The 1269-nt window shown below is 65.1% G+C and carries 2 protein-coding genes; one reads left to right on the top strand and one right to left on the bottom strand.

Annotated features, from left to right (window positions below; all coding sequences use genetic code 11):
- Window positions 1-111: 111 nt before the first annotated feature.
- Window positions 112-435, top strand: coding sequence for a hypothetical protein (locus Ae505Ps2_RS31140; RefSeq protein WP_139318817.1), 324 nt, complete (start codon window positions 112-114; stop codon window positions 433-435).
- A gap of 98 nt (window positions 436-533) precedes the next feature.
- Here Ae505Ps2_RS31140 and Ae505Ps2_RS11540 read toward each other — a convergent pair whose 3' ends face one another.
- Window positions 534-1070 (bottom strand): hypothetical protein, encoded by a 537-nt coding sequence (locus Ae505Ps2_RS11540; RefSeq protein WP_020626462.1) that lies wholly within the window; start codon window positions 1068-1070, stop codon window positions 534-536.
- Window positions 1071-1269 lie beyond the last annotated feature (199 nt).

Raw genomic sequence — 1269 nt, 5'->3', positions numbered from 1 at the left:
CTATGTCCCTGGCGCACCGGCGCGATCACCGCAGCTGCGCTCGTACTACTCCACACCGAGTACGACCGCACGACATGATCAACCCGCTACTGAGAACACCTCACTGCCTTGGTGGTCAACGATCTGCTCGGCGGAGACCTGGTCGTCGGCGAAGTACACAAAGACGGCACGCACGTCGACTACCACTGGTGGAACCGCTTTGGCCTCGTGGACGTCGACCTGACTCGCGAACAGTTCACCGCCCATGAGGTCGTTGTGGGCGGAGAGGCTCTCAAGCGACCGCCAACCAGCGAGCTCCGTCGATGCGTCGACGAGTACCTCTTGCTGCGTCGGCGTGTCCTGGCGAGGCTCGCGGTCGCTGACGATCCCCCTCTGGAGTCAGACGCCCCTCCTCATTTGGGGGGAGCCGTTTTGCCCGCCGATCATGGCCTCTGAGCTGCTTGGATGCCCGCACTCGGCGTCTCGCCAGCCGAGCTTCGGCGCGTATTCAGCGCGCTCGTCCGGTCGGCAGCCGCACCGAGGGCGGTCCCGGCTCAGCGAGAGATGCCTGTCCGGACGATTCTTACGATGTCCGCCTCACCACGGAACCGCCGCCGACCCGACACCTCGAGAACGTCCCCGGTGTCCCCTGTAGCCCAGACTCTCGCAACAATCTTTCCCCGCCGTACCCATTGCTTCTCGACAAGAGGTCGGTTGAGTTGGGCGGCGACCCAATCGAGCGCGATCACTGCGTGCCGCTCATCGGAGAAGGATCGAGCGTGAACGAGAAGGTTGTCGGGGTGCTTCCGGTCGAAGCCGTCCCAGATGTCATCGCCGCCCCAGGTGCCTGAGAGGCCTCCACGACCATCGAAGAGAACCTTGAGTGTGATCTCGCCCGGGTCCTCGGTGAGGGCGACGTCCAGGCAGAGCAGCACGAACGGCGCAACAGGGTAGGAGCTGACGACCGTTGCGTCGGGCTCGATCAAGCCGGTGAGTCTGTTTGGCGCGAGCCTGCGCACTGCTTCCAGGAACGGCGATCCTTCGGCCTCGCCGTCGCTGTAGGTCACCGGCCCGAACCACTCGTCGGTCATGAGGTCATCGTTCTTGATCGTTCACCGTCTGTCCCCTCCTACCGCCCGCTGAGGTCATCCCTCGCGGCGTGGGTTCACCCCCGGTTGCCGGTTCGGGCACCGTGACGAGAGCACCCCCACCACGGCTCCCCCGATCTCCGAGCAGTGTTGGGTTCGGGCGAGCCCGGCCGCCGGAAGCCATCAGTCGATGAAGCCGGTC

Source organism: Pseudonocardia sp. Ae505_Ps2 (assembly GCF_001932425.1).
Lineage (GTDB): Bacteria > Actinomycetota > Actinomycetes > Mycobacteriales > Pseudonocardiaceae > Pseudonocardia.
This window is presented reverse-complemented; position numbering and strand designations above follow the sequence as displayed.

Coding starts and splice junctions, on each gene's coding strand:
- Ae505Ps2_RS11540 (WP_020626462.1), bottom strand. CDS start 1,070: ATGACCGACGAGTGGTTCGGGCCGGTGACCTACAGCGACGGCGAGGCC.